The 25,999-nt window shown below is 54.0% G+C and carries 26 protein-coding genes; 6 read left to right on the top strand and 20 right to left on the bottom strand.

Going from position 1 to position 25,999, the window contains the following annotated elements; all coding sequences use genetic code 11:
* Positions 1–11: 11 nt before the first annotated feature.
* Both C1J03_RS24640 and C1J03_RS24635 read right to left on the bottom strand, forming a co-directional pair.
* On the bottom strand, positions 12–569 hold the full coding sequence (locus C1J03_RS24640; RefSeq protein ID WP_114889386.1) for a hypothetical protein: 558 nt from the start codon (positions 567–569) through the stop codon (positions 12–14).
* Between the two features lie 199 nt (positions 570–768).
* Positions 769–1,005: a DUF6429 family protein gene (locus C1J03_RS24635; RefSeq protein WP_114889385.1), complete on the bottom strand. Its 237-nt coding sequence runs from the start codon at positions 1,003–1,005 to the stop codon at positions 769–771.
* Between the two features lie 697 nt (positions 1,006–1,702).
* Between C1J03_RS24635 and C1J03_RS24630 the strand changes: the two genes are divergently transcribed.
* Positions 1,703–2,956, top strand: coding sequence for an MFS transporter (locus C1J03_RS24630; protein ID WP_114889384.1), 1,254 nt, complete (start codon positions 1,703–1,705; stop codon positions 2,954–2,956).
* A 195-nt stretch (positions 2,957–3,151) separates the two neighbouring features.
* Entirely contained in the window at positions 3,152–3,352 is a 201-nt protein-coding gene (gene rpsU / locus C1J03_RS24625; protein ID WP_114889383.1) for a 30S ribosomal protein S21, read from the top strand.
* A gap of 16 nt (positions 3,353–3,368) precedes the next feature.
* Here rpsU and C1J03_RS24620 read toward each other — a convergent pair whose 3' ends face one another.
* A complete protein-coding gene (locus C1J03_RS24620; RefSeq protein ID WP_114889382.1) occupies positions 3,369–3,917 on the bottom strand; it encodes a 2OG-Fe(II) oxygenase in 549 nt (182 codons plus the stop codon).
* Between the two features lie 352 nt (positions 3,918–4,269).
* Here C1J03_RS24620 and C1J03_RS24615 point away from each other — a divergent pair, with 352 nt between their 5' ends.
* Entirely contained in the window at positions 4,270–4,557 is a 288-nt protein-coding gene (locus C1J03_RS24615) for a co-chaperone GroES (protein WP_114889381.1), read from the top strand.
* 44 nt (positions 4,558–4,601) lie between these two features.
* Entirely contained in the window at positions 4,602–6,236 is a 1,635-nt protein-coding gene (groL, locus tag C1J03_RS24610) for a chaperonin GroEL (protein WP_114889380.1), read from the top strand.
* Between the two features lie 73 nt (positions 6,237–6,309).
* Here the strand turns inward: groL and C1J03_RS24605 are convergent, their stop codons facing one another.
* From C1J03_RS24605 to C1J03_RS24580, 7 genes are all read right to left on the bottom strand, one after another.
* The gene (locus C1J03_RS24605; protein ID WP_254694315.1) at positions 6,310–6,585 is read right to left on the bottom strand and encodes a hypothetical protein; all 276 of its coding nucleotides are present in this window, start codon (positions 6,583–6,585) and stop codon (positions 6,310–6,312) included.
* A 119-nt stretch (positions 6,586–6,704) separates the two neighbouring features.
* Positions 6,705–6,842, bottom strand: coding sequence for a hypothetical protein (locus C1J03_RS25595; RefSeq protein ID WP_009830586.1), 138 nt, complete (start codon positions 6,840–6,842; stop codon positions 6,705–6,707).
* Between the two features lie 100 nt (positions 6,843–6,942).
* Positions 6,943–7,770, bottom strand: coding sequence for a phosphocholine cytidylyltransferase family protein (locus C1J03_RS24600; protein WP_114889378.1), 828 nt, complete (start codon positions 7,768–7,770; stop codon positions 6,943–6,945).
* 36 nt (positions 7,771–7,806) lie between these two features.
* Entirely contained in the window at positions 7,807–8,574 is a 768-nt protein-coding gene (locus tag C1J03_RS24595) for a CDP-alcohol phosphatidyltransferase family protein (protein WP_114889377.1), read from the bottom strand.
* Complete coding sequence (locus C1J03_RS24590; RefSeq protein WP_114889376.1) at positions 8,571–9,758, bottom strand: pyridoxal-phosphate-dependent aminotransferase family protein; 1,188 nt, start codon at positions 9,756–9,758, stop codon at positions 8,571–8,573. The genes C1J03_RS24595 and C1J03_RS24590 overlap by 4 nt, the downstream gene beginning before the upstream one ends.
* 562 nt (positions 9,759–10,320) lie before the next feature.
* Positions 10,321–11,238 (bottom strand): DMT family transporter, encoded by a 918-nt coding sequence (locus C1J03_RS24585; RefSeq protein WP_174234523.1) that lies wholly within the window; start codon positions 11,236–11,238, stop codon positions 10,321–10,323.
* A 377-nt stretch (positions 11,239–11,615) separates the two neighbouring features.
* Entirely contained in the window at positions 11,616–13,055 is a 1,440-nt protein-coding gene (locus C1J03_RS24580; protein WP_114889375.1) for a DUF6880 family protein, read from the bottom strand.
* Between the two features lie 894 nt (positions 13,056–13,949).
* Here C1J03_RS24580 and C1J03_RS24570 point away from each other — a divergent pair.
* The gene (locus C1J03_RS24570; RefSeq protein WP_441351151.1) at positions 13,950–14,687 is read left to right on the top strand and encodes a hypothetical protein; all 738 of its coding nucleotides are present in this window, start codon (positions 13,950–13,952) and stop codon (positions 14,685–14,687) included.
* A 527-nt stretch (positions 14,688–15,214) separates the two neighbouring features.
* Here C1J03_RS24570 and C1J03_RS24565 read toward each other — a convergent pair.
* Positions 15,215–16,021, bottom strand: a complete 807-nt coding sequence (locus tag C1J03_RS24565) for a hypothetical protein (protein WP_162798666.1) — start codon at positions 16,019–16,021, stop codon at positions 15,215–15,217.
* The gene (locus C1J03_RS24560) at positions 15,907–16,545 is read right to left on the bottom strand and encodes a sulfatase-like hydrolase/transferase (RefSeq protein ID WP_254694314.1); all 639 of its coding nucleotides are present in this window, start codon (positions 16,543–16,545) and stop codon (positions 15,907–15,909) included. The genes C1J03_RS24565 and C1J03_RS24560 overlap by 115 nt, the downstream gene beginning before the upstream one ends.
* 147 nt (positions 16,546–16,692) lie before the next feature.
* On the opposite strand from C1J03_RS24560, the gene C1J03_RS24555 reads away from it, so the two are divergent.
* On the top strand, positions 16,693–18,459 hold the full coding sequence (locus tag C1J03_RS24555; protein WP_114889371.1) for a SulP family inorganic anion transporter: 1,767 nt from the start codon (positions 16,693–16,695) through the stop codon (positions 18,457–18,459).
* 1 nt (position 18,460) lies between these two features.
* On the opposite strand, the gene C1J03_RS24550 is transcribed toward C1J03_RS24555, so the two are convergent.
* From C1J03_RS24550 to C1J03_RS24515, 8 genes are all read right to left on the bottom strand, one after another.
* Positions 18,461–19,309: an MBL fold metallo-hydrolase gene (locus C1J03_RS24550; RefSeq protein WP_114889370.1), complete on the bottom strand. Its 849-nt coding sequence runs from the start codon at positions 19,307–19,309 to the stop codon at positions 18,461–18,463.
* The gene (locus C1J03_RS24545; RefSeq protein WP_114889369.1) at positions 19,306–20,112 is read right to left on the bottom strand and encodes a hypothetical protein; all 807 of its coding nucleotides are present in this window, start codon (positions 20,110–20,112) and stop codon (positions 19,306–19,308) included. The genes C1J03_RS24550 and C1J03_RS24545 overlap by 4 nt, the downstream gene beginning before the upstream one ends.
* 210 nt (positions 20,113–20,322) lie before the next feature.
* Positions 20,323–21,519 carry an amino acid aminotransferase gene (locus C1J03_RS24540; protein ID WP_114889368.1) on the bottom strand — a complete coding sequence of 399 codons (1,197 nt, stop codon included), beginning with the start codon at positions 21,517–21,519 and terminating at the stop codon, positions 20,323–20,325.
* A gap of 11 nt (positions 21,520–21,530) precedes the next feature.
* Positions 21,531–22,307, bottom strand: coding sequence for an SDR family NAD(P)-dependent oxidoreductase (locus C1J03_RS24535; protein ID WP_114889367.1), 777 nt, complete (start codon positions 22,305–22,307; stop codon positions 21,531–21,533).
* On the bottom strand, positions 22,304–23,401 hold the full coding sequence (locus tag C1J03_RS24530; RefSeq protein WP_114889366.1) for an NAD(P)/FAD-dependent oxidoreductase: 1,098 nt from the start codon (positions 23,399–23,401) through the stop codon (positions 22,304–22,306). The genes C1J03_RS24535 and C1J03_RS24530 overlap by 4 nt, the downstream gene beginning before the upstream one ends.
* Positions 23,398–24,819, bottom strand: coding sequence for an FAD/NAD(P)-dependent oxidoreductase (locus tag C1J03_RS24525; protein WP_114889365.1), 1,422 nt, complete (start codon positions 24,817–24,819; stop codon positions 23,398–23,400). Before C1J03_RS24525 ends, C1J03_RS24530 begins: the two co-directional genes overlap by 4 nt.
* Positions 24,816–25,103, bottom strand: coding sequence for a 2Fe-2S iron-sulfur cluster-binding protein (locus C1J03_RS24520; RefSeq protein WP_114889364.1), 288 nt, complete (start codon positions 25,101–25,103; stop codon positions 24,816–24,818). Before C1J03_RS24520 ends, C1J03_RS24525 begins: the two co-directional genes overlap by 4 nt.
* Positions 25,100–25,999, bottom strand: a complete 900-nt coding sequence (locus C1J03_RS24515; RefSeq protein ID WP_114889363.1) for a dihydrodipicolinate synthase family protein — start codon at positions 25,997–25,999, stop codon at positions 25,100–25,102. The genes C1J03_RS24520 and C1J03_RS24515 overlap by 4 nt, the downstream gene beginning before the upstream one ends.

The raw sequence follows: 25,999 nt of genomic DNA, 5'->3' as shown, positions 1-25,999 counted from the left end.
CGATCAAGTAGCTACCAAGAGACTGCAGCACGCCATTCGTCCAAAAGTACAGAAAAGGCGGGCTCGCTCGAAAGATCAATTTCGCGGACTTCATTGCCTTCCGCCCAGGTGAGAAACGCAGAACGGAACGATGTTTTGGGCATGTCTCCGACGTGGGCAATTTCAATTTGCGGCATTCTTGTGTGCTGACGCATCCCATCCTGATCCCAAGCTTCACGGAGTTGCTCCGCTTTGACCAACGAACGACTTGAGGCCTGCCGGTCAATTTCGATCCAGACAGCTCCGTCCCAAGCCTTTCGGTACGGAACAAATTCATACCAACTGCTCATAGGGAACTGTATTTCGTAGCGCTCGGGTTCAAAGTCAGAAAAATCAAAAAGACTAATCCCGCCAATGTGCCTCACGAATGGGTAGTACTTTGGTTGGGATGCCTTCCACCGTTCCGAATTTGGTATGTCGGGTTCAACTCGCAAACCACCGGAAGCAAGGATTGCCAAGAAGCGATCAGGGTGAGTTGTGTGCCACAAACCGCCGTGAAGACGATCATGAAGCACTCCCATGTCTGTCATCGAGACGATTTCACTCCGATCGCTGAACAGTTCACTGCATTTGTTTTCAGCATAAAGATGGCATCAAGATCGAATGACCGCAATGCGGAGCCGCAGTGCAGCATCGCAGAACTCGGTCGAGTGTCGGTTAAGGGCCGTGAGTGACGCCGCGTAGAATGCAAATGTCGACTCTTTTCAAAGCCAGATATGAGCCGTTCAGTCATGGCTTGGTCGCATTCGAAAACAGGACTCCGAACAGTTCTTCTGAAAGGCGCAGGCCGTCGTTTGTAAGCACCATTGACTTCGCCTTTCCGACTGGATCCAAGATGAGTCCTTTCTTGTGCAGCCGATCGAGCACATCCCAGTCGTGACTTTTCCAGGCCCGGTGCCCGTCGTGCAGCGTTAGCCAGAGCAGCGCCAAAACCGCGTTGTCAACGTTGTCCTCATTGATCTCCATAGTAGCAGGAAACGCCAGCAATGAGGGTTTCGTCAAGCGCAATCCAATTGCATAGCTAAGTCACCAAGGGTTGCTTTGGGCTGGCTGCAGTAGGGTAGGGCGGCCGCTTACTCAATTGCTTTGATATTTCAAGCAGCCGTTCGTCATTTGCGCGGCGAAGGTGTCAAGAGAGCCCATTCCTACGGATGCTGCGACCTGCATCAAGGTCTAAGAATGCTGGAAGCTGCCCTTGAGTTTCGCCATGTGCACTATGTCTGCAACGTGAAATCGCTCTTTGTCGCGCTCAGTCGGGTGTTAGGTGATTGTGCGAATTGGCGAGATTTGAAGTGCTTCGAATTCACCGTGACGTAAGGGCTGCACGAGGCCTGTAGCGGGGCATAGCAATTTGTCCCACGGCGCAGCGATCAAGGTTGCGGTGATTTCACGGTCGGCTTGGGGTAGAGGGCAACAATAGCCTCAGCGCTCCGGTCTGGGACCATATTTCGAGAAACGAGGGGTTCAACAAACACTGAAAGCCATTCGTAGCCTTCGTTTGCTTCTTCCCAACTCAGTCATTGGCTCATTTCCGATAGCTGAGATCGCAAAGTGATGACCGTCAAACTCAAAATGGGTCGTGAACCATCATCGGTGTCGCCTTTCGAACAGACGCGCAAAGAGCACTGCGTATTTTTCCAGCCATACTTTTAGGCCCGTTGAGATGTTTGAGCGTCGAATCCCTGAATGGCTACGTCATGCACCCGCACCATCAGTGCGGGGTTTTGCGACCCTTGCCGCATTTGAGGCAGTTGCACGTGGCATCCTGATTTCCGTCTTTCCGGTTGCGATGTACGACGCGCTCCAGGACGCGGCCCTGATCAGTTCGATATATTTCGCGATCGGCATCATCTCATTGTTGATCGGGCTTCTCGTTCCATTTCTCAATCGCTGGATAGCGAGGCGATGGATGTATGGCATCGGGGCGATGGGGTTCGTCATTGGATCGGGCCTTGCAACATTGGGCTCACCAGAGATGATCGTTTTGGGGCTTGTCCTGAACTCGCTGGCCACGGTCGTGACCTTTGTCTGTTTCAACGCCTATGTGTTGGATTACATCGCGCGGATCGAATTGGGGAAATGCGAAACGCTGCGCATGTTCTACTCGGCCCTGGGATGGACCGTCGGTCCGATGCTGGGCGTCCTGTTGTGGGAATGGTGGAGGCCCGCCCCGTTCGTGATTTCGGGCGTGGCGGCGGCAGCCATGCTGGGAGCGTTTATCTTTCTGCGGCTGGGGAACGGCAAACAGATCACTCGGGCGCAGCGTGCACCTGTCAATCCGTTGGCATTTCTAGGGCGTTTCTTGCGCCAACCCCGCCTGATAGCTGGTTGGCTCTTTGCGGTTATCCGGTCATGCGGGTGGTGGGCCTATGTTGTCTACCTACCCATTTTTGCTGTCGAAAATGGGCTTGGAGATACGCTGGGCGGGACGCTTTTGTCGGTCACGAATGCAGCCCTGTTTGGGTCACCGTTGATGCTGAGATGGATGCAGAAACATTCTGTGCGCAGTTCGGTTCAAACCGGGTTCATGGCTTGCGCATGTCTATTCTGTACCGCCAGTTTGGTTTCATCAGCCCCGACTGCAACAGTCGGCTTGCTCTTTATCGGCAGTTTCTTTCTGATCCTATTGGATATCTGTGCCGGACTGCCGTTCCTGATGGCCGTCAAACCGTCGGAACGCACCGAAATGTCGGCCGTTTACTCATCCTATCGGGATGTCTCCGGCATCCTGACACCAGGCGCGGCATGGCTGATCCTATTGTCCGCCCCGATATCAGGCATTTTTGCTGCTGCAGGTGTGGCAAGCTTGCTAGCTTGGGGGATTGCCGGGCGGCTGCATCCGCGCCTGGGCGAAAACCGTATGAAGCCAGTGAAACCATTGCAAAAAGAGCAGCGGATCCTTTTTCATGAGACTTGAGGCCGGTCGCCAATTGTGCCCGTTTCCTGATGCTAGCGGAATCGCTCCCTTCGACTTCCCTTGTCGCAGGCTCAAAAACGGCGAGGCTCGCGGAACGCCGATCCTGAAACGTGTGATAACGCCGAAATTATCTTGACAAGATGCGGGTTCTAGAGACTGTCATTCGAGTAAATACTCAAAGGTAGAGAAAGCCAAATGCAGGTTAGTGTTCGCGACAACAACGTCGATCAAGCACTCAGGGTCTTGAAAAAGAAGCTTCAGAGCGAAGGTGTTTTCCAGCAAATGAAGCTGAAGCAACACTTCGAAAAACCTTCTGAAAAAAAGGCACGGGAGAAAGCTGAAGCAATCCGTCGTGCCCGCAAACTGGCGCGGAAAAAACTAGAGCGCGAAGCGTAACCCTACGTTCTTCTATTTACCGAAACTTGGGGCCGTGCGCCCAGACAGTCAGAGAATTGCGGGTCCCGCGTGTCACTGGCGTCACTTGATGCAGATGAAAACTTGGGAAAATAGTGATGGAGCCCTGCGTCCGGTTTGCGGCGATGATATGCGCGCCCGGCATAACTTCCAGATTCCCTCCATCATAGCTTCCGGGCTTGGAAAGCTGCGCGACTAACGTCAGTTTTCGTTTATGTGCCATTGGGCCATCACCGATGTCGGAATGCCATGTAAAATGACCGCCATCCGTGGCATCGTAGCTGGCAACCTGTGGGCTCTCGGCAAATTCTCTGAGATCAAAGTCGAACCAGTTTCGGTTTGAGGTTCGGACAACGTCGATTAGTCGCTCCATGACCCACGCCATGCCGTCTATCTCATCCAGCCAAACGAGCTTAGCGCGGCGCAGATTATGATCCCGGTTCTGGCCGACAAGCAAAGCTTCTCTCGCTGGAGCTGATGCCACGGCGGTGATGATTGCGCTGCATTCGGCATGCGTAAATCCATCGTCAATAGAATGTAGGTTCAACTGCTAAGTCCCTTGTCCTGAATTGTACTCGACAATGCAGGTCATCTTGCACGCCATGCTTATCCATTTTCGACCAAAGCGCGGGAATACGACCTAAATCCAAAGCACCCTGCTCTTTGAGTGGGTAGAGATTGCTGGCGGCGGAAGAGGTGACGCCGGTCTGGAGCGGCTGCAGAGATCGATGGTCGGGCGCGCCCAATTATGTGCTAGGCCCTAAAATATTTACGATTAGTCTATTGTAGCCAACCTCAACGATAGCCATCTCAGTCGTGTTGGCACTCTGGTGTGGCGAGTGCCAATGGGTTTCTAAGCACGCCATCCACCCCCGTAAATCTTGAAAGGCAGCATACCTATGTTGTTTACTCCGCTCCACGACCGCGTTCTGGTTCGTCGCATTGAAAGTGACGAAAAGACATCAGGCGGTCTGATTATTCCCGACACCGCCAAGGAAAAACCACAAGAAGGCGAAGTGGTATCTGTTGGCGCAGGTGCAAAGGACGATGCTGGCGCACGGATCGCCATGGACGTCAAAGCTGGCGACAAGATTTTGTTCGGCAAGTGGTCCGGTACAGAAATCAAAATCGACGGTGAAGAACTGATGATCATGAAGGAGAGCGACATTCTCGGCATTATGGCCTGAACGACGCTGCAACTTTCACATAATCTTCAATTAGGAATACCGATATGTCTGCAAAAGATGTAAAATTTGGCACGGACTCCCGTGACCGCATGCTCCGGGGCGTCAACACGCTCGCCAACGCTGTAAAAGTCACTCTTGGCCCCAAAGGGCGCAATGTAGTGATCGACAAATCCTTTGGTGCACCACGTATCACCAAAGACGGCGTCACAGTCGCTAAGGAAATCCAACTGTCCGACCCGTTTGAGAACATGGGCGCACAATTGGTCAAAGATGTTGCTTCCCGCACCAATGACGAAGCCGGTGACGGCACAACGACTGCAACCGTTCTTGCGCAGGCCATTGTCAAAGAAGGCATGAAGTCAGTAGCTGCGGGTATGAACCCGATGGACCTGAAGCGCGGCATCGACAAAGCGGTTACAGCCGTTGTTGCCGAAGTCAAAACCATGTCCCGCCCTGTCGGCGACACCGCCGAGATCGCCAAAGTCGGCACCATTTCCGCCAATGGCGAAGCGGCCATCGGTCAACAGATCGCGGACGCGATGGGAAAGGTCGGTAACGAAGGCGTCATTACCGTCGAAGAGAACAAGGGTCTCGACACTGAGACCGAAGTGGTCGAGGGCATGCAGTTTGATCGTGGCTACCTCAGCCCGTACTTCGTTACGGACCCAACCAAGATGACCGCAAACCTGGAAGATTGCGTCATTCTGCTTCATGAGAAAAAGCTGACATCATTGGCACCTATGGTGCCTTTGCTTGAGGCTGTTATGCAGGCAGATAAGCAGCTTTTGGTTATCGCTGAAGACATTGATGGCGAAGCACTCGCGACGCTTGTGGTGAACAAACTCCGGGGTGGCCTCAAAGTAGCCGGTGTCAAAGCGCCTGGGTTTGGGGATCGTCGCAAAGCAATGTTGGAAGATCTTGCAATCTTGACAGGTGGCCAAGTGATTTCTGAGGAATTGGGGATCAAGCTGGAGAGTGTCACGATGGACATGCTTGGCGACGCGAAGAAGATCACAATTACCAAAGACACAACAACTGTGATCGACGGGGCGGGTGACAAGGACGCAATTGCTGCGCGGGTTAATCAGATCCGTGCATTGATCGAAGATACAACCTCAGACTACGACAAAGAAAAACTGCAAGAACGGCTCGCAAAACTTGCCGGTGGCGTTGCTGTGATCAAAGTCGGTGGCGCAACTGAGATCGAAGTTAAGGAGCGTAAAGACCGTGTCGATGACGCTCTGAACGCAACACGTGCTGCTGTCGAAGAAGGTGTTGTACCGGGCGGCGGTGTCGCACTGGTGCATGCTGGTAAAGTCCTCGAAGGTCTCAAGGGAGACAACGCGGATCAGGCGGCTGGTATCGCGATCATTCGCAAGGCACTTCAAGCGCCTCTACGCCAGATTGCCGAGAATGCTGGTGTCGATGGATCGGTCGTTGCTGGCAAGATCGTCGAGAATTCCAGCAAGACGTTTGGCTACGACGCACAGTCAGAGCAATACGGCGACATGTTGAAGGCCGGTGTTATCGATCCGACCAAAGTCGTTCGGATAGCACTTGAGTATGCTGCATCTGTTGCAGGCTTGCTGATCACGACCGAAGCGATGGTCGCTGACAAACCTACGGCGGCAAACAGCAGTGGCATGCCTGATATGGGTGGTATGGGCGGCATGATGTAAATTGCGACTTACTGGCCCGCAGGCAAATGCTTGTGGGCCAACCTATGTTCTTCAATGCACGCGCGATTTGAAGTCAATCCTGCTCGGGAACAGACCCAAGCCTCACTAAAAATGTCGGGTCTCCAACTTCGCCGCTACTGCTGTCTTCTATCACCATATAGGCGTCAGCACCGACGCAATTTTCCGCGCGAAATTCACGTTCTGCCCGCTCTTGAGCTTCATGGGGCGTAGAATATTGTAGTTGCTTGTCGATTTGAAGGTTGCCTTGCTGCCCGCGCGCGGTCGTCTTGGCAATGTATGTCTGGCAGACATAGTGAACCTTTGTGCCGGTCTCTTCAATTTCGCTCATCGGGTCTTCCAAATCTAAATCATGGGCGGTTTGGGACACGTCTCGGACGTCGCCCGCGCCAGGGTGCGCAACTAAGCTTAGCTGAATGCCTCGGGCGGGCGAAATCCGACATGTTTTAGCTACTTTACCTTTTTACCGCCAATTGCCAGTGCAGGTTTTCCATCCAGCGAGTTGGCCGTCGCGGAAACCTTTGCCTTCTCTTGCTTGGGTTTTTTGGCTTCTTTGTTGCCACGCTTGCTGTTGTTGCCTTTGGCCATGAGAGGTCCTTTCATATGCAGCGATCCTGTGCCGGGATGGCAAGGGCATCACTGCGCCGTACACCGCGCGCCGGATCTCTGGCGCAGGGCGGTAGATGTATCAGACGTGCGTATGTATGGCGGCTTCATCCGCAGCCTCGTCCAGCACCTTTTGCTGGCCACGTGATAGGGTAGTAACGGGGCTGCTAAACATCGCATTTGCGGCAGCAAAATCTTTGGCTGTGTCGATCTCAGTCCAGTCAAGACCACTGATATCAAGAGCATGGAACTGCGTACCTTTATCGACCAATTGCGCGTAAGCTGCCTCGTAATACGCCTGGAGGTTTCCACGGCTCTCCATCATTTCTGAAAGCTCTACGAACAGCAGTGCGCCCGTTCCGGCGCTAATCTTTTCAACGCCGATAGATTCACCCAACGCGCGCTTCGGATCGACGGACTTGCCAACCTCAAGGACCTGCATTTGATCGTTTGCGATGACCTTAACTTCTTCGTCCTCAAGCGCAATATTGCGGTCAATGCACAAGACGTTTGCGTTGTCGCTGTCCAAAAGTTGGCGCAGAATTTTGACATCAAACACCACGTCTGCATCGAATTTAACAAATTCGGCTGTTCCAATCGCGTCGGAGGCCAGCATCAGGGAGTAGCCTGTGTTCGTCTCGCGGTATCGGTCGTTGATCACATAGGTGACACGGATGCCGCGAAACGTCTTGTCTACAAACTTCTTTATCTCGTCTGCTCGATGCCCCAGCACGAGAACAAATTGCGACATCCCGCAACTCAGGCAATTGCGGATCATACGTTCGAGAATGACAGACCCGCCCACTGACAGTAGGCTTTTCGGGCAATTGTCGGTCAGGGGGCTGAGGCGCGAGCCAATGCCAGCGGCCAGAATGACGGCAACCGGCGCACGGTGTTTTTCGTTTTTCATGATACTTGAATCCTAAATGAGCCGTATTGAAGCAGGCTATTTTTGCGTTGGAACCTTCAGATTTTCGTCGATGTTTTTTCCGCGCAGCCAAGATTTGTAGAGGCCCCAGAACACTTGGCTTGACGCAAACACCCAAAGCATAGGTATGAGTTGGTCAAAGATCAGTGCCGCAGAGAGCATGAAGATGAAGACGCCTTCATCAAAGGCGAGCACCTTGCGTTGTTCACGCCCAAACCACGCTAGATTTGCCTTCAGACCAAATCCTAGACCTGCGGTGGTCTGTACCTGTTTCATTTGCGCGATCTGAGCAGGGTAATCTGGGTTGCGTCCCGTTTCGATCTCTAACGCCACGTATTTCGCATAGCCGCGCAATCCATAGAACGCGATACCGAGTAGCGACAGAAAGACCGGCGTGACGCTGTTGGTCTGCGCAAATGCAGCGAAGCCTGCCGCCCCGAACCATAACGTGACCTGCACTTGATCGGTGATACGGTCGTAATAGCTGCCGACGGCGGACGAAACCTTTCTATAGCGCGCCATCTGCCCGTCCATACAATCCAAGACATGGCTGATATGGATCAGGATGGCCGCTGCGATGAAACACGCAGTGCCCCCGATCAGAATTGAAAACGTTGCCACGATAGCCACAAGGAACGAAGCCGCTGTGATCCGGTTGGGTGTAATCCAAGGGATGTCGACAGCGCCATAATTGGCAACGATAGCCAGCGGTGCCGTGACAAAGGACGACCACCACTCGTCATCGCTGGTCTTGGTCGCCCAGAGTCGTTTCAGCTTATTGTTCATGACACCACCCGCACATGTGCGGGCACAGGCACAGGCAACACGGCGGGGGGCGTTTGATTTGGCCTAACCGGAATAACAAGGTCTGCCGTATCTGCCTGAAGCGTCAGCAGCACGTCCTTGAGGGTGGACAGGAAATACCGGATGTCGTCATCCGAGAGCTCCCCGATATTACCAACCTGAAAAACCTTACCTGCAAAGCATCCCTTTCCTTCATAGATGATGATGGATTTTTCACGTAGACGCGCACGCAGATCATGCACTGATACAGAGGCCGGCACCCGGACCGTGGTCAGTACCGAACACATGTCGGCTTCATCAATTTCGAAGTCGAGGTTGAGCCTGCGCATGCCGTTCCGCAGCAGATCAGCCCGCGCCTTGATGCGCGCATAGCGCATCAGAACGCCCTCGTGCAGAATGTCCGTTAGCGCCTGATCCAGCGCGAAAAACAATGGAACAGCAGGCGTGTTGGGTGTCTGGCTGTGGGTCTTGAGGAAGGCATAGAATGTTGCGAGGTTCAAATAAGTGGTTTTCGCCGCGTGACGCTTGAGCCGCTTGAATTGTTTCTTGCGGCCCACGACAAACGACAAGCCCGGATATGATCCTAGTGCTTTGGAGCTGGAACTCGACACAAACGCGATGTTGCATGCCTCCATGTCGATCACTTCAGCTCCAACCGAACTTACACCATCAACCACGAAGAGCGCGCCACAGGCCTTGGCCAGGGCCCCAATCTGCGCCAGCGGGTTCAGCATGCCTGAACAAGTCTCATGGTGGACCATGGCCACCACATCAATCTTGTTTGCCAGCAGATAGGCCGCGATCTGCGCAACATCAAAGGGCACGCCCCACGGCATTTCGATCAGGTGGGTCTGTTTGTTGTGGATCAACGATGTTTTGTGCAACCGTCCGCCAAATTCACCATTGGACAGGATCAGAATGGCACCATTGCCCACAACGGATGACAAGATCGCCTCGTTGGCCGCCGTGCCGGAACCTGTGATCACCACTGAGCGATAGCGTTCCCGTTTTCTGATCTGAAAAAGTGAGAGCAATTTGTGCTCGATGCCTGCAAGAAGGTCGTCAAAATCAGTTTCCCGATGGCAGATATCCTCTTTGCAAATCGCGGTACGCAGGGTCTCGGCCACATTCACAGGGCCGGGGGTGAAAAGCAGATGTTTGTCCAAATTCAGGTCATGCTCCAACGACGCTGCAACCTCTGGTCATAACGCCGGTACGCCCATGGTGCGTCCCCGAGCGCGAACCGCGCAGAGACATCGAGAGGGCACAAATCGAGTTCGAAAACACAGTCCTATTAGGGGCTGTGGTTGTTTCGTCCGAAAATTGGACGCGTATGGAAAACTATTAGATGCCTGAACCGGCTAATGCATGCGGATCAGGAGCGCTTCAGATGCTTCATAGCAGCATCCTGACAACGATGTCGTAAGGTCGAACAGAAATGCTCGTTAGCAATTTGGCCAATTGATTGTCGTCTGACCTGCGTTGTCTGGCTGCGAAAACATCAGGCAAAAGAGGAAGACGAAGTTAGCGATCAAGTTTGGCCGTAGAAACACCGATGCACGCCATGATGGTGCTCCAGTCGATAAAGCCGTAGGGCCAAAGTCGCGCAATAGCAACACTTATATCGGAACCCCAAAAGCAACAATCATCATGCGCAAGTGTATCGGATCACACTTGCAACGCACCCACTCACGGCGGCTCCATCAGGAATAGGTTGTCCCCAATCCCCTAAGGTGACGTGATCGGCGGCGGCCTACGTCGCTTGCCTGACAGAGCGTTTCCGGCGATCGCCGCAAGCAAAACCGCGCCGCCAGTCAATGTGTTGAGCGTGGCGGTTTCACCGATGAACAACCAGACCCATAACGGCCCAAGGAGCACTTCGGCCAGTGACAACAGCGCAAGTTCCGCAGCAGGAAGGCTGCGAGACCCCAGAGTATACAGGATCAACCCTGCGCCGACCTGAAACACCCCCATGCCCATTGCAATGCCACCATCCCGGACCGACAACACCAGAGACAATTCCAAAAACAGACAAATGCCGGACGTCACGATGATGCCGAACAATCCGGACAGAAACACCGACGGCAGCATTTCACCCGATTTGCCCCACCGCAGCGCCACAGTGAAGACCGCAAATCCAAAGGCGGACCCCAAAGCCGCCAGGCTGCCCTTCAGGGCGACGCCTCCGGATTTATCTGCGACCATGATCGCGATACCGGCAATGGCAACGGTGATTGCCACCCAGGTGGCAGGGCGTACAGGTTCGCGCAAAACGATCCACCCCAGAACTGCCGCCATGAAGGGTGCTGTTGCAAACAAAAGCATGGCGTTTGCCACGGATGTCGCCTGGATCGCATATATCCCGCCAGAATAGGCAGCAACTAGCGACAGCCCCGCGATCATCGCTGGGAACCCGGTGCGGCGGATCTGGGCAAAGGGGCTTTCACCAGAGCGCATGCGAATGAACACATAAAGCAGAAGTGAGAGGCTGGCCGATCGGTAAAGTAATATCTGCCACACAACCGCGTCTTCGATCAGCCGTATTCCAAGCCCGACGGTCGACCAAAGCACGCCAGCGGCAAAGACAAACAGGACACCGAACCGGTGCCCGTCCGTGCCGTGTGACGGTTGGCTCATGGCAGTCATTTGGTCTCCGAAAAACATTTCTTTCTCACTGCTAGCGATACGGCTGACGCTTTGGCCTTCCGTTTGCGACACCAAAACTGTTGCGTGGCAAATGAATGGCAAGGAATGGCCTCAGACCGGCATCTGCTGCTGACGTCATTATGGGCCGATTCAAACAATACTTCGGGTTTAACGCCAGGCAACCGATGGAAGATCGGAAAAACTATGCGTTTGAATCTAGGTCATCGCCTCTGTTGGTGTGCAACTTGTTTGCAATCCAAAGTGAAGGTCCGCAAAATGCACAAAAGCAGTCTCCTGCGCAAACGCAGCGAATTCACACTCCGTCCCGCACTCTGTGAGTTCGAGCACCACACGACGAATGACCGGAGTTGCAGATCCTACGAGGCAGGCGAGACTTTGCTCCAGAATGAGGTTTTTCGTTCATGGCGGGTTTCTAATGCTTGGAGGTAGCTCTGGTGCGTTGGGAAATCCCCGTAGTCTGTAATCTGGGCATCTGCCAATCCGCAATCTGCGAGGTGGTCCGCCGCGTGACCATAGCGCGTCGCGCGACCTTCGTGCAGCGCGTAGTTGATCATGGCACGCCATAGAAGAACAGATGCCAACGGGTGACGGTCGCGCAGGGCTTCTGTCGCAGGTGTGAGGATCTCGTAGCGGTTGCCGTCGAGTTCATCGATGCGTTTCAGTATCAGTGCCGCGGCACTTGAATGGTCTGACCATTCCAACAGGAAACGCAAAGCCGTCATCGCCTCCGGGAATTCCAGCGCGTGGGCCCGTGCACGATCCTCGGCCTCGATATCTTCAAAGTCGGGCAGGGCTTTCAGGTAAGGGCGAAGATAACTAGTATTCAAAGTCTCGCAAAACCGCGTCCAACGATGGTTTTGCGCGTCATCCAACCGGTTGAGCGTGGTCAGGCAGGCAATGAACGCGTCGTCCCAGTCTTGTTGCCGAAAGACCCGGCCTTCCAGATCAGCCGCTTCAAGCAATGCCAGCGCCTCTTTTGACTTGCCCTCGGCCAGCATGAGGTGCGCAACTTCGGCCGCAATGTCGGGGCGGGTCAGGTCTGCTGGGGAATACTGCGCGATATAGGCACCGGTGTCGCCCTCGGCAGTGGCAATGTCTTGCAGGACCATTTTGATCCGTTGGGCCTTTTGATCAGCCCGGTAATTGCTATTGGTGCTGCGCAACTCGCGAAGAAAGTGGAAAGCTTCATGTTCGTCATCTACGTCATCCAAAGGTGCGTCAGCATAGGCTGCGACCAATTTTTTGAGGTGGGCAAATCCTGCGTCACCCAGTGCAGGTGAGACCAACCCGATAATCCCGTCAAATTCGCCATAGCCGTTGTCAAAAACAGCATTCCAGACTCGACTGGCAAGAATTGTCGGATCGAGTAGTGCACGCTCAGCGATGTCGTCAAAGGCAAGGATTGCCCCCCGAAACACATCGCCAATATCGCCGCGGCTGTCGTCTGTGCGCTCGTAGACAGAGGGGGCAATTTCCAGAAACTGCCATAGCAGATCGAATGCTAGGGTAGGATCAGTAGGCCCAATCTTGTCGGTGATCATATCGACTTGGGTCTGCAAATCCTTGATGAACGCCTTGCGCTTGCGCCACCCAACAAAGCTGGTGGAGCGCCGCAGCGATACAAGTCGTTTGCGCACATCGCGGCCCAACTCTGCGGGGCCAAGGTCGTGGCTTAACTCCAGTCGCAGCCGCCGTTTGATATCCGCACTGCCGGTGCTGACCTCCAATAACAGGTCCGCGAGACGATCTTGCCCGAGAGCGCTAAGGTTTGCATGGTTCAGTGTTTTCTTGGACATGCGGCCAGTTTTGCATCAGCGCGAGGTGAAGGAAAGAGATTGGCAGTCGCCGCAGCACAGATAGAAAATGTAAGGCTGCTTTGGCGTACGGAGTACCGCACAGATGCAAGGCAGATAGCCAAAATGGGCCGCTCACGGATTTTGGGGCCCAAGAAACATGCTCTCTCGCCGTTCTCGAACCCAACATGGACATCCCAGCCCAGCGAATTGGACCAAAAGCGTCAATATGTAGTGCCATTTGGCAGTAAGCCCCATACATATTGATTTAGTTCCTATTATGTTCTATATACTGAGTCGGGCAAAGATGGAGGAATTGATGTTGCAGTCGTCATCAGTAGAGGCCGATAAGGGGTCTCACAATATTCAGTCGAACGACTATCATCAGATGCCGGTGACTGAGAAACAGTTGAGTTTTGCGCGCCAAATCTCCCAAAGGACTGGCCAAGTAATACCATGGGAGACGCAACAAGATCGCGAGGCACTGTCGCATTGGATCGATCAATACCGTGAAGTGCCGAGCACGAGTAAGTTTGCGAATTACCCATCCTCCAAACAAGTTGCATTCGCCGAGAGGATTGCGCGGTACAAACGCAGCGAGGTTCCCCATGAGTGTTTTAGGGACCGGTCACTGATGTCTAATTGGATCGACAGCAATAAGTGACTTAGGTGGACGGCAGCCTCAAATGTTCCCGTTTTGTTTTTAGCGCGTAATAGTCACTATGTTGGGTATGATCTTTGAAGTGCAGATATCTTCTGACAGATTGCTATATTTTACATAATAAATCTTATGCAATTATTTACAATAATATATTACATGTTGCATTCGTATATTATTACAGCCATGCTGGGACATCCCTACCGATAAGGATGATGTTCATGTTGCGGTCGCTCAGAATGTACTCACTTTCTGCTGTATTGGCACTGTCTTTTACCAATGTCGGGTTTGCGACCCGCGCTAATGCGCAAACCTACCAGATCGATTGTGCAATCCTTTTGTGTTTGTCTGGAGGTTGGCCTGCATCAGTTCCATGCGCTCGAGCGCGTGCCGAATTCATCCGGCGCATCACACCTTGGCCCATTGAGCCTCCTCTGCAGATTTGGCGTTGTCCCATGGGGGCATCATTCCAAGCTGAACCAACGAGAGGCGGTTTTGGTCGGATCTACGATATTCTATCGGATGAACTGAACGACCTTCCGCTTCAGTCATTCCCAAGGATGAATGGAAGCATCGCACCAGTGCTAGAGAACGCTATACTGCGACGAAGCAGACCTTCTGGTGCAATATCCCGACACGGTTTTGAGTTTCAACTGATTCAAGACCGAGCAGACATCGACATTAGTGGTCCAGAGTTCAATTTTGTCCGGTCCATCCGCGTATTTGATGTGCGTTATGCGCGCCAAGTCGAAGCTGGTAGTGAGGGCGACTGTGAACGTTCAGCAAACATTTTCATTGGAACCTATGGCACTCAGGGTGATTTTGCCTGGGCAAGAGCTTCTCCTTCAGCGCTCCCGCCGGCGCACGTTGGACTGGAAGGTTGGGGATCAAATTGTCCCAATATTTATCATCGATCAGTTTTTGTAGAATGGCGCGACTATGGCGGTTCTTATGGGTTCGAGCAGGTCAATTACTGACCGCCCAGAGTCGATCTTATGTAAAATAATTATCGATTAACCTCTATGGGGCCCAGTCACACTAGAAGAAGTTGACTAACGATGCAGTCCAACAATGAAGATAAAGGTTTCGCCTTCAACAGCGTATTACCATCGCGGCAGGCGTTCTATTGCGAATTCATGAAAATGCATTTTTCAGCTTATCATCTCTGGAACTCATGACACCCACCAATGGGCCTGACGACGGAGGCTTCGACTTGACTTAGTATCTAACAACTTTAGAAAAATAGACTTGATATCGTTTTTTCAAATACCAAGCATGCATTATATTTGCTTGACCGGCCAGAACACATCCTTGCTCTGACCCAATCGCTGGAATTCTATGACTTCTACAAAGGCAAAATGCTGGAATGTGATTGCCACCTCTAGGCGCGCGCTACCCCATTTGTCGCCAACCATACTTTGCAGCTGAGTTCTACTCTATATTCAGCGACACATGAACCGACCCAATCGCAAGTCGAATCCGCAATCAAATCATCACTTACAGACTAAAAATCACCCAAACATTCTGGATTCTCAAACTGATTGAGGTTGAGAATGGGGCGGCCATTCACTTGACTACGCACTGCACTTTCTGAGATCTTACCAGCGCGAGTCCTTGGAAAATCGTGCACCTGAGAAATCCGCCCCGGAACGTGTCGGGGCGTACAGCGGGTCCTGATTGCGTTACTCAATCCCTGTCGCAGTCTTTCATCAAGCATCGCATCCCTATTCAGGGATACAAACAGCTGCACTTGTACATCGCCATTCTCGGTATCGAACCCAACAACATCTGCCTCCGAAATTGCTGCAATATCTTCGATGGCGCGATAAATTTCGGCGGTCCCAATCCGCACGCCGCCGGGGTTGAGGACCGTATCACTGCGACCAAGAACCACGAAGCCACCACTCTCCCGGCGCTGTTCGCGGTCACTTTGCGTCCGGACGCCTGGGTATTTCGCGAAATAGGCCTCGCGGTATTTAATACCACCGTGATCGTTCCAAAACTCCAGAGGCACCGATGGAAACGGGCTGCGGCAGGTCAGCTCTCCCGCGCACACCGGACGGTCGGGGCATCCCAGCAGGAAACACGACAAGATATCTGTTCCGCCGGAAATCGAGACAAGCTGCGCATCTGTCGTCAAGGCATCATAAACATAGCGGAAATTGCGGCCGATTAGCGGTGATCCGGTCGACAGGATCATACGCAATGCGGGTAGCTCAAGGCTTTCTTTGATCCGCACATCCGCCTGACGCAACCCATCAATGAATTTAGCGGACACACCAAAATGCGTAACCCCGACATCGGCAGCCATGTGCCAAAGCGCATCCATCTGGGGGAATGTTCGGCTGCCTTTGTAAAGGACAATCGTCGCGCCGCTGCCCCGACCTGACCTAGCATGCCGCCACCCGTTTCGGTCTTGGGAAGCGGGTTGCGTACCGACCTCCAGATTTGTCCAACGCTCCCCTGAATATGCATCGGTAGAATTTGGGTATCGAAACCGGTCGGATCTTCAGCGCGGCGATAATGCAGTTTACCGATGCTGATCGTAGATACCCCGTGCGCTCCAAGTGCGTGACTCCAAGACGCGACACGACCATCATAGGCATGGGCATTGTCCCAATACCGCGTTTGGTGGGGGTACAGTCCTGTCGCAACGGCGGCGCGGGCGGGAACGCAAATCGGGCTTGGAGTGTAAGCATTGGCAAACAATGTGCCGCGAGCGGCCAGCCGATCAAGGTTCGGGGTCTGAACGACAGGATGTCTCAAACACGACAGTGCGGCGGCCTGATGTTCATCGGCCATCACAAACAGTACGTTCTTGGTGGGCTTCGTCACACCACTACTCCTGCCCACAATGGGGACATACATCTCAGGCAATAGTCAATTGCTACAAATAATTGATGTATTAATCAATATTAATGATGACTATATCAATCTAATTCATTATGAGTCCTCACACTTTCATCCCAGTCGGTTGCCAGCATGCATCACTATATCTCAAGGATATCGCGGCGTCTTAGCCCTGTTCGCCCCTGGCTCAGGCAGGTCAACAAAGATACCCTGCGGTCCGATTTTATTGCCGGTTTCACCAATGCCGCCATTGTGCTCCCGCAAGGCGTCGCCTTTGCAATCATCGCGGGTTTACCGCCGGAGTTCGGGCTGTTCACTGCGATTGTTGTCTGCGCCATCGCCGCGTTCTGGGGCGCATCGATGGTGATGGTTTCAGGCCCGACCACGGCGATATCCGCCGTCGTGTTCGCAACCCTGTCCGAGTTCGCTTTGCCTGGTACGGAAACCTACATCGCCCTAGCTTTGACGCTGACCTTTATGGTCGGAGTGTTGCAATTCGCGTCCGGGCTTGCAGGGCTTGGTGGGCTGATTTCTTTTGTCTCTCATTCGGTCATCATCGGCTTTACCGCCGCCGCCGCATTGTTGATTGCCGCGTCCCAACTTGGCGGGGCCTTGGGTATCCTGACCGAGAGCGGAGGCGGCGTGATAGAACGGTTGGAACGCGTCGCGCTTCATTTGGGGGAGTTCAATAGCGCTGCGCTGGTAGTTTCAGTGGTGACGCTTGTGACCATCTTGATCGTCAATAGCATCGACAAACGCATCCCCGCCTACATTCTGGCATTGATCGCAGGTGCCACCACATCGTGGTTATTAGGCGGCGCGCAGGCCGGATTGCGCATGTTTGACCCGTTGACGAGCGTCACTCCGAACCTGACAACTCCGGAATTCTCGTTGTCGATCCTGTCAAACTTGTTGCCGGGGGCGGTTGCGGTCGCGTTTGTTGGACTGCTTGAGGCAATATCAATCGGCAAATCCTTCGCGCTGCGCCGTGCCGAACGGTATGATACCAACCAAGAAATCGTCGGACAAGGCATCTCCAACATGGTCGGGTCGTTCTTCCAATCCTACGCAGGATCAGGGTCGTTCACGCGATCAGGATTGAACGCCGAAAGTGGGGCAAAAACCCCGATGGCCGCAATTTTTGCCGCCGTCATCCTATTTGCTGCGCTATTCGTGATTGCCCCGCTTGTGCGGTTCGTTCCGGTGCCCTCCATGGCAACAATCATCCTCTATGTGGCGTGGAAATTGATCAACTTTAACGAAATCCGGCACATTCTGATTACCAGCCGCAGTGAAACATTAATCCTTTTGACGACCTTCATCACGGGCATATTCTCGGAACTCGATTTTGCGATTATGGTCGGCGTTCTAGTCGCGCTAGCGGTGTTCTTGAACAAGAGCGCACACCCCTCTGTCGGGGTAGGTGCCCCTATGCTTGTTGGGGGGCGGCGCGTGTTTCGAAATGCGCATACCAACGATTTAACCGAATGCCCACAGATCGTGAACCTACGGATCGAAGGGCCATTGTTTTTTGGGTCTGTCGAACACGTCGAGGATGCATTTCGCGACATTGATGCGCATTTTGGCACCCGCAGAACGACGGTGTTGAACATGAAAGGCGTAGGCAAGATTGATCTGGCGGGCGCTGATTTTCTGCTCAATGAATGCCGTGCGGCGCGTAAACGTGGGCAGGATTATCACCTGATTGCGTCGCATAAGTCATCACTCAATGCGTTGCGAAGGATGCATGTGACTAGCGTCCTGGGCGCGGATCACTTGCATTTCACCAAATCCGACGCCATCGCAGCGGCGGTTGAAAAGGCGGACGATGACATCTGCGCCAAATGCACCGCGCGCATATTCCTGGAATGCGCGGGCAAGCCGAGTGGCGGCGCATAGATCAAATATCGTAGCTCTGTAAATCCTCAACGATCCCGCATGGTCCGGCAAAACCTGCCTTTAGACTGTCTTGTGCGGCGGCAAAATTGTCATCGCCGTCCATATGAATCCGGAAATTGGTTAACAACAGGCGCCGTACGCCTGCCCTTCGCGCCATTGCACCCGTTTCAAATGGTGTCGGTGTCAGATCAAGCATTGACGAATGTGCTGCCTCGCCATCCAATCGGTAACACCAATGCAACAATAGATCGGCACCGGCGCTGAGGGCTTCCAGTGTATCACAGCGCCCCGCATCCCCTGAGTACACAAACTTGCGCCCGCCGTGTTTGACGGAATAGGCCATGCATTGCAACGAAGGCTGCGCGTGAGGGACGGAGCAGGTGTTCAGGCTCCATTCAGTCCCCTGATACTGATGGTCAACGTCAGTTTCAGTGACTTCAGGGGCTGGCCATGGGCGAGGCAACGTACCGCCGCGTGCTTTCCAAACCTCTTGGCTGAGCAGCAACTCTGTTCGCGACTTCAGATCGTGCGAGAAGATACCGTCTACACCGAAGTACCCTTCGGTAATTGAACCAATCGGGGCAGGTCCAAAGACCTTAATAGGCGCGCCGCCTTCGTCCCATGCAGCATGCACCAAACGGGCGTAGTCCATCATGTGATCACTGTGCAGATGGCTGAAAAACAGATGCGTAATGTCGGAAGGCTTACGCCCTGAGCGGATCAAGTTATCGAATACGCCGCCTCCGCAATCAAACAAGATCACATCATCGCCGACCTCTAACAGATACCCGCTGGAGGCACGTCGTGCATAGGGTTCCGGCGTACCGGACCCAAGAATTGTCAGTTTCATGGTTTGGTCTTCTTCCCAAAGCCCGCGATGGTCTTAGTTCGGTTGACGTACCTATTACGGATGCTTTCGGCTGCGACGCGGGTGTCATCCTTCGACGCAAGGCTTGAGGTTTCCCCAACAAAGCGCAGACAAACCAACGCATGCACATCGTATGACTCGGTGATGGCGTCGTCGATACGGTTCAATTCCTGTTCGAAATCATCACCTACCCCACGCAGCAGACGTAAACGTGTGATCAGTTCTTTGTGGTCAGCGTAAAACAGTCCTGAAAAGTGAGGATCAAACGCATGCATGTCGGGACGAACTTCACTGTCATAAGCCTCTTGCGAAAAATCGCTGGCCAGTCGGAACGCCACCTCTGACGCTTCCATCAGTTCTGCAAAATCTTGCAAAAACGCCTTGACGACAGGCGCATGACAGCGGCCCATGGCCTCCTCAAGGACGTGTAACAAATACAAAATCCCATGGACGATTACGAAGAACAGATGGTGCTGTTGCTTCCAGCGGTAAATCGCGGCGGGCGCTGTCATCTCCCACGTTGTCACATCGATATCCGTAGATGTCGGAAATTGCGACCAATCCGCGAGACGGTGCAATCCAAGCGCCAAAACCTCAACATCACGATCACTTATTGACACTCCCGAGGCGACATCCAGATAGCAGGCATTCAACGTTTGCCCCAGCGCCACACGGAATTGCGGAACTGGAAGATCATCGGCGCGAGCCACGTTGAAATAGTTATCAGTCGTGCGCTGTGACCCGTCCAGCGTGTTGTCTTCGCGCCGTGCAACAGCATCGCTCACCGCGCCTTGGGTCCCCGCCGCAACACCCGCAAGCGCGGAGATACCTGATCCAAGCTTCTTTTCGTTAATTCGTTAAACCGGTGCGCCGGCAGCGACGTGTCAGCTTCAAACCAGCAGTGTGGCAATGGCAATGTCAGCGGTTCAATCTGAAAAGCCATCGAAGATCTCCTATCCTAAATTCTCGTAAGGTGAGACTGTAATCTGTTCTAGTTATCGCATTACGGCGGCAAATCCGTCAGCAACGGCATCCAGATTGTCCGCAGACAATCCGGCAACATTGATGCGCCCGTCCCCAGCTGTGTAAATGCCAAATTCTGCGCGCAATCGCTCTACGTCCGCTGGATTAAAACCGGTGTAAGAGAACATACCGCACTGATCCGTCAGGAACGACAAGTCTTGCGTCACCTGCCGTTCTTCCAGTTTCAAACGCAACACCCGACGCATCTCGGCAATCCGCGCACGCATATCATTGAGCTCCTCCGCCCATAACGAGCGCAGCTCAAAAGAGCCAAAGACATTCGCGACCACTCGAGCGCCGTGGCTCGGTGGCATGGAGTAGTTCGAGCGGATGACCGTTTCGGCTGCGGCTTGGGTCTTAGCAAGTACATCAGCATTTTGAGCAATCAACGTTAGTGCGCCGGTACGTTCGCGATAGATTCCAAAGTTTTTAGAGAATGAACTTGCGATCAACATTTCGGGAACTTTGGCAGCCAAAACTCGCAGCCCCGCGACGTCTCTCTCCATACCATCGCCCAAGCCCTGATAGGCGCAATCGACAAATGGCAACAAACGGCGATCAGATATGAATCTGCTCAATTTCTTCCATTGTTCAAGGGACAAGTCCACACCTGTCGGATTATGGCAGCACGCATGCAATAGGATGGCATCGCCTACCGCGCTGTTGGATTGAAGGTGCATTATCATTGCTTCAAAATCCAACCCCCGATCACTTGGTCGGAAATAGGGATAGTAGGCAACATTTAGACCAGCGTCAGTCGCCACAGGCACATGATTGGCCCATGTCGGTGTACTGACCCAAAGTCGCTTTCCCGGCTCAATTGAATTCAACAGATCGCACCCGACTTTTAAGGCGCCAGATCCACCGACCGTTTGCAAACTCGTCACCCGACCCTCAGCGATTTGTGTGGCGTTCTCGCCCAGCAACAAAGGCGGCACAAAGCTGCGAAATTCAGCATCGCCTGCCATGCCGACATATGTCTTGGTTGTTTCTTGTTCAAGCAACAAAGCCTCAGCGCCTTTGACCGCATCCATGACAGGCACTGCACCATTGGCATCTTTGTAGACACCAACCACCAGATCAACTTTTTTGTCACGCGGATCTGCCTGAAACGCTTTCATCAGTGCCAAAATCTGGTCGACACCACGGCTTTGAATTGTCTCGAACATATGAATTCTCCTTAGAAACGACCGCAGTCGACTTTCATTTTATCGCCCGTGATGGCCGAACTTAGATCACTTGCGTAATACAGCGCCGCGCGGCCCACTTCTTCGGGGGAAACCCAGCGTTTCAGTGCGGCCACATCGGTGTAGTTTTCGCGTTCGATTTCGGCGGCGGGTCGGCCCTCGGCCTCGGCGCGTTTGGCGAGAATACGATCCATGTTTGCACCTGACACCGCACCCGGCATAAGGGCATTGACCCGCACACCAACCGGCCCAAGTTCACGCGCCATAGTTTCCGTAATCCCGATCAACGCGAATTTCGATGCCGTATAGGCAGAACGCATCGGGTAGCCTTGGATACCCATCAGGGATGACATGTTAATGATCGACCCTGACTTCTGCGCGCCCATAATCTTGGCCGCTTCTTGAAGGCAATACATCGCTCCGACGAGGTTGATGTTCATGCAGGTCACCCACTCTACCATATCGACGTCTGCAACTGGCGCGATCGGACCGGGACCACCCGCATTGTTGAGCAGCACATCGACGCGGCCCGTAATATTCATCGCCCGGGCAAACATCGCGTGAACGTCATCTTGGTTTGACACATCACAAGCTATCGCATGGCCACCCACGTCTTTGGCCACTTTTTCTAATGGCTCCAACCGCCGCCCCGTCACCACAACGGTCGCGCCCGCTTGCGCAAAAACATGCGCTGTGGCTTCGCCAATTCCGCTACCGCCGCCAGTAATTACAGCGAGTTTCCCGTCAAGGCGGGCTGGATCATGTGTCATATCGTGTCCTCTTGGAATGTGCGCCCCGGATCAAAAAGGGGCATTTCGGGCTCTCGCCCCAGAATGAAATTACCCATCAGCTGCCCAATATAAGGGCCGATGGTATAGCCGCCACGCACGCAGCCCAGAACATAAGCGTCCGGCACGTTTGGCAACGCTCCGGCGAGCGGATAGAAGTCGGGCACGTTGGCCTCAAATCCCGTCCAACTGCGCAACACACGTGCGTCGCCAAGGGCAGGCAACGCATATTGTGCCAACGCCAGATTGGGCCGCACGGATGCGACATCCACTTCGCCACGCCCCTCTTGCGGTGTACCGCGCCCTTGCCAACCCCCACCGATCAGTACGGTGCCATTGGCCTTTTGTTTCATGGTCAGCAGGCCTGTCGCATGGCCGATTACGCTCGACATTAGGGGTGGCATGCGTTCGGTGACAGAGACTGTGTTGATCCGCGCGTTCACCGGCAGATTCACATCCAGCAGCGCCGCCAACGGTTTCAACCACGCACCTGCGGCAAGCAGTAGACGTTTTGCGTAAACCACACCTTGGGGGGTCGCGATTTCAAAAATGCCGGCCTTTAACTTTTTGATGGCTGTGACGGCATTCTGCTCGCGATATTCAATCCCCGCGTCCTGCAAACAACCCCGATAGTACTGTCCTGTCAGCGATGAATTGGCATAGCCATCCTCGGCGCAATAACTCGCCGCAACGACTTTTTGGGTCAGACCGGGTTCAGCGGCCCGCAATCTGTTGTTTGAGACAAATTCAATCGGCGCGCCTGCCTCCGCCTTCATTGTTTGTCGTTCTTTCAATAATTCAGCTTCGCGATCGTTGAACGCAAGCGTGTAACCACCCGTTTTTGCAAACCCTACAGCTGCGCCCATCTCTTCCCACAAGTGATGGCCTTTGAGTGCATAGGGCATCAATTTGACTCGCTTGATTTGCAAGCTGAGTGTCCCGGCATTGACGCCAGACGCCCCTTGTCCCAGATCGCCCTGATCCAGCACGATAGCCTTCATGCCGCCTGCGACGACGCGCAACGCCGTGCTGCATCCCATAATACCGCCGCCAATGATTGCGATGTCATACGTCATAGCGGTGCAGGCTTTGGAATTGGTAGATCGTCGTAATCAAATGACCCTGCGAGGGCACCCAATGGAACAGGCCGCAGCGGTGGGCGCGGTGTTGGTGGTGCGATGTTTGACACGTCGGTACCTTTGTGATCCGCAATCAACGCCGCAACCGCAGTCTGACAATATTTACCGCCACAGGGTCCCATGCCCGCACGCACGCCGGATTTCACCGCATTGGTAGTGGCGGCACCGGTCGCGACCTCGCCCAAAACACTCTGTTTGATAATGCCCTCGCAGCGACAAACGATAGTTTCAGCCGTTGTCCATCTCGCCATCCCTGCACGCGGAATACTCAGCGCCGTCATCGCCATGCCAAAGCCCGCTGCGCGCCGCCATTCATTGTGCGCGGCGCGCATGTCTTGGTCGGTATCAGAACCAAGATCGGAGGCAGCACGCATCCCAGTTACGCGCCCTTGCACCGCAGCGGCATCCGCCCCGCGAATGCCAGTGCCGTCGCCGCAAAGATAAAGATTTCCAATGTTTGTAGACCCGTCATCCTGAGCGTTTGGCACCCAACCGCCAGACGCCGGATCATGCGTGATCCCGACACCCAACATCTGCGCGGCTTCGATCTGCGGAATTAGCCCGTGGCCAAGACACAGGCTGTCAGCTTGCAAGGTTGTGACCTGCATTTTCGGCGTCCAATCCGCATCCAGTTTGCTAACTTGAACACCTGACACCTGGGTCGTCCCCAACACTTCGGTCACGGTGTGGCCCCAATAAATCGGCACCCGTGCCAGCATCAGATCGACCATCCATACTGCACCGCGCATCAGCAATTTGGGCTTACCCAACATCACAGGTAGCGCCTGTAGCCAATCGCGGCGTGTATTAGGTGTTACGATACCTGCAACCTCGCCGCCCAGACGGCGAATTTCGCTGGCGACATAGAATACCAAGGGCCCAGTGCCAGAGACAACAGTGCGTTGACCCGGCACGATCAAGTTTTGCTTGAACAAGGCCGTCGCTCCCGCAAGGCCGATCACGCCGGGGGTTGTCCAACCCTGCACCGGTTGCACATATTCGCGCGCGCCGGGGGCAAGGATCAGCGACGTCGCCTGCACCGGTTCGCTTTTTCCATCACGCAGAATATGGCACTGCCAGTTGTCACCTTCGCGCGATATCTGCCAAACACGAGCGCCATGTAAATGGGTGACGTCAGACGATGCAATGGCACGCCGCAATACATCCCCTGCCAAGGTTTCTATGGTCTTTGGCGCCTTAAGGATAGCGGCAGATTTTGCTCGCCACACCTGCCCGCCCGCTTGCGGTTGTTCATCCAGCAAAACCACACGCAGGCCGTTGCGTGCGGCGGCCAAAGCGGCATTGCCCCCCGCTGGCCCCGCTCCAACAACTGCAATGTCGAACACATCCGTCATCCTGAGCGCTCCACCGACAGGTCGGGCGCAACCTCATAGCGGCACGCCTCAACCACTTGGCCGTTAATATGAACCACGCATTCCTGACACAGGCCCATGCAACAAAACGCACCACGCGGGGCGGTATCTTGCGGTGCATTTCGTAGGTTCAGATATCCTTTACGCAACAACGCTGCGACCAAAGCTTCCCCACGATACCCCTGAACAGGGTGTCCCGCGAAGGTAAACGTCACGAGCTCTGTCCGCTCGATCAAGCTGGATTGGTTCGCAACCAGACGCATCATGCGTAACTGATGCCGAGGTCATCAAACGTGCGTTTAATTTTGTCGATATCGGCCCGGGACAGCGCCATAACCGGATCGCGTGGCACACCGGCGGGTTGCCCGATCAGGTTCAGCGCCGCCTTAAACGACGCGGGCCATGTGCCAAGCCCCATCAAGAGTTCATACAAAACCGTCAACTGGTAGTGCGCATGTTGATACGTATCATCGGGAACGCCCGCACCTGCAGCGGCCATATCGGACGGCAACATATCCGTGAATTCAGGCCCCGTGGCGATGAACCCTTTGGCCCCCAGCGCGAAGGCCGGCATGATGTAATGGCACGGGCCCGTCATCACGGACATGCGGTGGCCAAGACGCTTAAGCAGATGCGTGTGGTAAAAGAAATCGCGCTGGCTTTCCTTAATCCCGATCACGTTGTGATTGTCGAGTAGCGTTTCCGTTTGATCAATGGTCAGCGAAAAACCCATGCGGCGTGGCGAGTTGTACAGGACTAGTGGCAGCTTTGTGGCCGCCGACACTTTGTCAAAGCGAGCCATCAATTCAGCTTCGGACGCTTTCAGAACGTAGGTTTGTGGCATGGACAATAACACATCCACGCCATTGTCTTCGGCGGCCTTTATGTAGGCCATCGATGCATCGATGGTCGGCGCGGAAATGCCCATCATGACAGGAACCCGGCCCTTGGACGTATCTTTGGCGAGTCGCACAAGGCGTCCGCGTTCATCCGCGTTCAACGCCCAGCTTTCGCCGTTGTCGCCTGCGATGCAGATGCAAGTTGCACCGCGTGATAACAGGAATTCGAACAAATCGACAAAGGCGTCTTCCATGATTTCGCCGCGCTCGTTGAAAGGGGTCGCAATGGCGGGTACGTAGCCGTGAAGGTCTTCTTTTTGCAT

It is taken from the genome of Sulfitobacter sp. SK012 (assembly GCF_003352085.1).
Lineage (GTDB): Bacteria > Pseudomonadota > Alphaproteobacteria > Rhodobacterales > Rhodobacteraceae > Sulfitobacter.
This window is presented reverse-complemented; position numbering and strand designations above follow the sequence as displayed.

What these genes read in the sequence shown, in the direction of transcription:
- C1J03_RS24640 (WP_114889386.1), bottom strand. Translation starts at nt 569, where the DNA reads ATGACAGACATGGGAGTGCTTCATGATCGTCTTCACGGCGGTTTGTGG.
- C1J03_RS24635 (WP_114889385.1), bottom strand. Translation starts at nt 1,005, where the DNA reads ATGGAGATCAATGAGGACAACGTTGACAACGCGGTTTTGGCGCTGCTC.
- C1J03_RS24630 (WP_114889384.1), top strand. Translation starts at nt 1,703, where the DNA reads ATGTTTGAGCGTCGAATCCCTGAATGGCTACGTCATGCACCCGCACCA.
- rpsU (WP_114889383.1), top strand. Translation starts at nt 3,152, where the DNA reads ATGCAGGTTAGTGTTCGCGACAACAACGTCGATCAAGCACTCAGGGTC.
- C1J03_RS24615 (WP_114889381.1), top strand. Translation starts at nt 4,270, where the DNA reads ATGTTGTTTACTCCGCTCCACGACCGCGTTCTGGTTCGTCGCATTGAA.
- groL (WP_114889380.1), top strand. Translation starts at nt 4,602, where the DNA reads ATGTCTGCAAAAGATGTAAAATTTGGCACGGACTCCCGTGACCGCATG.
- C1J03_RS24605 (WP_254694315.1), bottom strand. Translation starts at nt 6,585, where the DNA reads ATGAGCGAAATTGAAGAGACCGGCACAAAGGTTCACTATGTCTGCCAG.
- C1J03_RS25595 (WP_009830586.1), bottom strand. Translation starts at nt 6,842, where the DNA reads ATGGCCAAAGGCAACAACAGCAAGCGTGGCAACAAAGAAGCCAAAAAA.
- C1J03_RS24600 (WP_114889378.1), bottom strand. Translation starts at nt 7,770, where the DNA reads ATGAAAAACGAAAAACACCGTGCGCCGGTTGCCGTCATTCTGGCCGCT.
- C1J03_RS24595 (WP_114889377.1), bottom strand. Translation starts at nt 8,574, where the DNA reads ATGAACAATAAGCTGAAACGACTCTGGGCGACCAAGACCAGCGATGAC.
- C1J03_RS24585 (WP_174234523.1), bottom strand. Translation starts at nt 11,238, where the DNA reads ATGACTGCCATGAGCCAACCGTCACACGGCACGGACGGGCACCGGTTC.
- C1J03_RS24580 (WP_114889375.1), bottom strand. Translation starts at nt 13,055, where the DNA reads ATGTCCAAGAAAACACTGAACCATGCAAACCTTAGCGCTCTCGGGCAA.
- C1J03_RS24570 (WP_441351151.1), top strand. Translation starts at nt 13,950, where the DNA reads ATGTACTCACTTTCTGCTGTATTGGCACTGTCTTTTACCAATGTCGGG.
- C1J03_RS24565 (WP_162798666.1), bottom strand. Translation starts at nt 16,021, where the DNA reads ATGGCTGCCGATGTCGGGGTTACGCATTTTGGTGTGTCCGCTAAATTC.
- C1J03_RS24555 (WP_114889371.1), top strand. Translation starts at nt 16,693, where the DNA reads ATGCATCACTATATCTCAAGGATATCGCGGCGTCTTAGCCCTGTTCGC.
- C1J03_RS24550 (WP_114889370.1), bottom strand. Translation starts at nt 19,309, where the DNA reads ATGAAACTGACAATTCTTGGGTCCGGTACGCCGGAACCCTATGCACGA.
- C1J03_RS24540 (WP_114889368.1), bottom strand. Translation starts at nt 21,519, where the DNA reads ATGTTCGAGACAATTCAAAGCCGTGGTGTCGACCAGATTTTGGCACTG.
- C1J03_RS24535 (WP_114889367.1), bottom strand. Translation starts at nt 22,307, where the DNA reads ATGACACATGATCCAGCCCGCCTTGACGGGAAACTCGCTGTAATTACT.
- C1J03_RS24530 (WP_114889366.1), bottom strand. Translation starts at nt 23,401, where the DNA reads ATGACGTATGACATCGCAATCATTGGCGGCGGTATTATGGGATGCAGC.
- C1J03_RS24525 (WP_114889365.1), bottom strand. Translation starts at nt 24,819, where the DNA reads ATGACGGATGTGTTCGACATTGCAGTTGTTGGAGCGGGGCCAGCGGGG.
- C1J03_RS24520 (WP_114889364.1), bottom strand. Translation starts at nt 25,103, where the DNA reads ATGATGCGTCTGGTTGCGAACCAATCCAGCTTGATCGAGCGGACAGAG.
- C1J03_RS24515 (WP_114889363.1), bottom strand. Translation starts at nt 25,999, where the DNA reads ATGCAAAAAGAAGACCTTCACGGCTACGTACCCGCCATTGCGACCCCT.